The sequence below is a fragment of the Candidatus Frankia alpina genome (assembly GCF_902806485.1).
Classification (GTDB): Bacteria; Actinomycetota; Actinomycetes; order Frankiales; family Frankiaceae; genus Frankia; species Frankia alpina.
The window spans coordinates 1-4,084 of record NZ_CADCWT010000340.1 but is presented as its reverse complement, the minus strand read 5'-3'; the positions used below and the strand labels follow the sequence as shown (position 1 = coordinate 4,084).

The 4,084-nt window shown below is 68.3% G+C and carries 5 protein-coding genes; 4 read left to right on the top strand and 1 reads right to left on the bottom strand.

From position 1 onward, the window contains the following. The first annotated feature begins 543 nt into the window (after positions 1 to 543). The 3 genes from G6R25_RS22230 to G6R25_RS22220 all read left to right on the top strand — a co-directional run bounded on the left by G6R25_RS22230 (position 544) and on the right by G6R25_RS22220 (position 2,628). On the top strand, positions 544 to 981 hold the full coding sequence (locus G6R25_RS22230) for a hypothetical protein (RefSeq protein WP_136447163.1): 438 nt from the start codon (positions 544 to 546) through the stop codon (positions 979 to 981). Between the two features lie 418 nt (positions 982 to 1,399). Further along, entirely contained in the window at positions 1,400 to 1,951 is a 552-nt protein-coding gene (locus tag G6R25_RS22225; protein ID WP_163554447.1) for a TetR/AcrR family transcriptional regulator, read from the top strand. A gap of 89 nt (positions 1,952 to 2,040) precedes the next feature. Then, positions 2,041 to 2,628, top strand: coding sequence for a class I SAM-dependent methyltransferase (locus G6R25_RS22220; RefSeq protein ID WP_163554446.1), 588 nt, complete (start codon positions 2,041 to 2,043; stop codon positions 2,626 to 2,628). Positions 2,629 to 2,654: 26 nt separating this feature from the next. Here G6R25_RS22220 and G6R25_RS22215 read toward each other — a convergent pair whose 3' ends face one another. Further along, on the bottom strand, positions 2,655 to 3,002 hold the full coding sequence (locus G6R25_RS22215; protein ID WP_163554445.1) for a MerR family transcriptional regulator: 348 nt from the start codon (positions 3,000 to 3,002) through the stop codon (positions 2,655 to 2,657). Positions 3,003 to 3,582: 580 nt separating this feature from the next. Between G6R25_RS22215 and G6R25_RS32060 the strand changes: the two genes are divergently transcribed. Next, positions 3,583 to 3,882, top strand: a complete 300-nt coding sequence (locus tag G6R25_RS32060; protein WP_205447349.1) for a hypothetical protein — start codon at positions 3,583 to 3,585, stop codon at positions 3,880 to 3,882. The last annotated feature ends 202 nt before the right edge of the window (positions 3,883 to 4,084 follow it).

Genomic DNA, 4,084 nt, shown 5'->3' with positions numbered 1-4,084 from the left:
AAAAATTTATCCTTGGAGTTTTCTTTGGGGGACTTCCTGCGGGCCACGGTGGCCCAGCTCACGTGGCGGGGGTGGGCCGCCCAGGGTGGCCGGGGGCCCACGTAGTCGCGCACCTCACCGAGGGCGGCGCCCGTCCCGGACGAAAAAGAGCACCGGCCGATACGTCCGACCGTGCATACGCCAAGTTATCCGACCGGGCCGCCCAGACGTTTCCTTTCCGTAGCGCAAATGTCACGGATAGGAATCCGAGGCGGTCGCCAGGGGCCGCGACGGCGGTGCGGAGTACGCACTAATCGGCACGTCCCGATGGCGTCACCATCGGCCTGTGCAGCGAGGGTTAACGTTATCGAAACCCTTGAACTTCTTCCTGCGTTGGACCTCACCGAGCGGGTCGGATATCTTATGGATAACAAAATTGCGCCGGGCGAAGCCGGGCGACGCCGGCCCGGCAGCAGCAGTGCTTTCCCTGGGGAAGCGGAAGGAGCTGGGCGTGTCGGTTCACGTATACGCGGGATACTTCGGTTGCCAGCCGGGATGGTAGAGATGTCGGAGGCGCAGATGATCGGTGTGCCGACCGACGCCCCCGGGACCTGGGAGGATCTGCGGTCAGCCGTGGTGGGGAACAACGGAGTCTTCAGGACCACCATGGGCTTGCTGCGGGAGATCGGTGGCTACGGCCGGCTCGGGACGAACGTGCGGCAGATCCTCAGTCGCAACCTCGCGGGTATCGGACTCGGTCACCTACCCATGGAGCTGCCGGCCTACCAGGACAAGGAGATCCTGCTCTTCCAGTACGGCACTCCCGCGGCCGAGATCGTGGAAGCGGTCCGCGAGGGCGCCTCGGACGGAGCCGAGACCGCGTTGATCCGGCTGAACTCGTCGCAGGACATCGCCAAGGTGCGGGACGCCTCGCTGAAGGCGGTCGAGCTCCTGTCGATCCTGAACGACCGATGCCGGGACTGCATGCGTCCACTGCCGTAGACGGCCGGTAGGCGGCGCCCCTCAGCGATACTCGCCGATCGCCGAGGCACCGCCTGCCCGTTCGACTCGGTCCACCGGGAGCGCGGCCACCGTTGCGGGCATGGGGACGGCGGCTACCACGGGCTTTCTCTCGCAGTGGCGGCCTGGGGCGCCGCTGCGAGAGAAAGCCTGGGTCATCGTCGACCATGACCGCCCGGCCCGCGATCACGGCCCGGACCAGAAACCACCTATACGGGTCACCGACCGTATCAATCCGACGCTAGTCCGGCGTCAGTCCGATACGGTCGGTGACCCACGATGTGCCGCTGGCCCTATCGCCTACGCCGGCGAGGCATCCTCGGCCCGCCCGGGGCCACCAATCGGCGGTTTCCCTTCGACGCATTCACTTACTGATCGATGAGCAAGTAATCTCGGAGCTGTGAGCCAGACCAGGGAACGGATCCTCACGATCGCTCGCGACCTGTTCTCCCGTAATGGCTACAGCGGCACGACCAACGCCGACATCGCCCGCGAGCTGGGCACCACGACGGCCGCGCTGTACTACCACTTCCCGTCCAAAGCGGCGATCCTCGACGGCCTGGTCGCCGAGCCGCTGGCGGCCTACCGCCGGATCATCGAGTGTCTCAACACCGGGCCGCCCGCCCCGCCGGAGCTGCTCGGCGCATTCATCGACCTCGCCGCGGACTCCCGCGAGCTGGCCGCGCTGATCGACCGGGAACCGGGCGTGCTGGCCGCCATCGACAAGCGCCTGCCCCGCGCCTTCGAGGGGATGATTCAGCAGGTGATCGTCGCGCTGGCCGGCCCCGATCCCGACCGCGCAGCCATCCTGCGCGCGCACGCCGCCTTCGCCGCGATCAAACACGCCACGATGGCCGCGATCGCCCTCAACCACGGCACCCTCGACCCCGCCGACCGCGCCGAGATCCTCCTCGCCGCCCTGCGCATCCTCCAGCCCGCCGCCGGGGACTGAGCCGGTCACCGGCCGGCCGGTTGCTCTCGTCCTCACCTCGGGATGGGAATCCGGCTGTCTCGCCGCACCGAGTGCCGTAGAAGGGAGGGGTGACGCAGTTTCATTTCGACCCTCGGACCTATCGAGCCATGGTGGTCGCCGAGGTGCCGCACTACGAACGACTGCAGGACGAGGTGGCGGCGGCCACGGCGGGTCGGCGGGTGACGCGCATGCTCGATCTCGGGGTGGGCACGGGCGAGACCAGCGGGCGTGTGCTCGACGTCCATCCGGATGCCGCCCTCGTCGCGATCGACGAGAGTCCGGCGATGCTTGAAGCCGCCCGCCCCCGACTGCCACCCGCGGACCTGCGCGTCGGCAGGCTCGAGGACCCGCTCCCGGCCGGCCCGTTCGACCTGGTGATCTCGACGCTGGCCGTGCACCACCTGGACGAGCCGGGCAAGGTCGAGCTGTTCGGCCGGATTGCTGCAGTCCTGCCGCCGGGCGGCCGATTCGTGCTCGCGGATGTGGTCGTGCCCGACGACCCCGTGGATGCCGTCACCCCCGTCGACGGCATCCACGACAAACCGAGCCGGTTGCCCGACCAGCTCGGCTGGCTCCAGCAGGCCGGATTCGACATCACGGTCACCTGGCAGCACCGCGATCTGGCAGTCGCCGCCGCCGACCAACCCCCGCGCTGACCGGCTCGTCCCTGCCGACCGGCTCGTCAGGGAGATTCGGTGGGTAACGGCCCGGTGGCCTGTTCGCGGAGCTGTTCGTTGAGCCCGCGGGCTTCGGCGAGCTGATCCTCGAGCAGGACGATGCGACAGGCGGCTTCGATCGCGGTGCCCTCGTCGACGAGTTCGCGGACACGACCGGCGAGGCGGAGTTGGTGGCGGGAGTAGCGGCGGTGGCCGCCGTCTGAACGCAGGGGCGTGATCAGGCCGGCTTCGCCGAGGGCCCGCAGGAACGCGGGGGTGGTGCCGAGCATGTCGGCTGCGCGGCCCATGGTGTAGGCGGCGTAGTCGTCGTCGTCAAGGCTGTCGGACGGTTTGCGGGTGGTCCCAGGGGTCATCGCGCCTCTCGAGCACACATCGAGGGACCCCGGTGCCAGCAGGCACCAGGGTCCCGAGGGTTCAACACCATCTACCGACCGGTTGGGCCGGGACTCTGATTCCGCGGAGCCGCCCGCAGAGGGCGGGTGCGCGGGAATCGCATATGCGTGACCGGGGACCACCTTCCAATCTGGGGCCTGCGGTAGCCGAGCGAGCTAGAACCTCGCCCCGGCGATCCTGATGGCGTCTGCTCCTCTCTTCTCGTGCGTTGCCTGATGGGATGTTGCCGATCCTGCTTGGCCGTGCTCGTGCTCGGCAGCCCTCTTGGCTGCCGTCCCGCTCGGGGCAGTTCCTGTCTGCCTCGACCATGGACTCTCCTGTGTACGACATGGACTCTACCCAGGGGAGCGCCCGATGTCTACTGCGGCGGCCACAGATTTTTCGGCACCGAGAAGACAGGTAGTCATGGGCCGTCAGATCTTGACGATGGTGATCCGCCCGCCGCACAACGCCATGAGATCGTCGGGATCCGACGTAAGCACGGTGGCCGGGGCGGGGGGCGGGGGCGGTCGCGCAGACCATCGCGTCGATCGCGCAGCGGTGACCGTGCAGACCGGTCTCGCCCAGCAGCGCGGCGGCCCGGCGGGCCAGGAGCTCGGTGACGGGTTCGACGACGAGCCGGGACAGCGTCCGCTCGAGGGCGGGACGCCTGATCCGTGGGTGGACCACCTCGACGAGGGTCGCCGCACTGGTGATCACCCGCATGTCGTCGGCGCGGGCAAGTGCCAGCCAGCCGGTGACGTCACTGTCCCGCTGCACGGCCTTGGCGAGCCCTTCACCGTCCAGGACCAGGGTGCCGCCCGGCACTCCGGACGACGCGGAGTGGCAGTCGATCATTGACGTGGCGGGCAGGACGTTCTCGTCAGCGCAAGGACCGCACAGTACGTCTCCCGTGCGACCTTCCAGCCGGTGACTGTGCGGATGGACTGTCCGAGCTGCCTTCTGGAAGCCTGTCCGCCGGCGTAACTGAGCTGATACTGATCTTTAATTCACCGGGTCGGGCTGGAGTGGATTCTGTCCGGTTCCGGTTCCGGTTCCGCGA

Bases quoted from the DNA above. Each gene is read 5' to 3' on its own strand.
- G6R25_RS22215 (WP_163554445.1), bottom strand. From the start codon at position 3,002: ATGACCCCTGGGACCACCCGCAAACCGTCCGACAGCCTTGACGACGAC.
- G6R25_RS22230 (WP_136447163.1), top strand. From the start codon at position 544: ATGTCGGAGGCGCAGATGATCGGTGTGCCGACCGACGCCCCCGGGACC.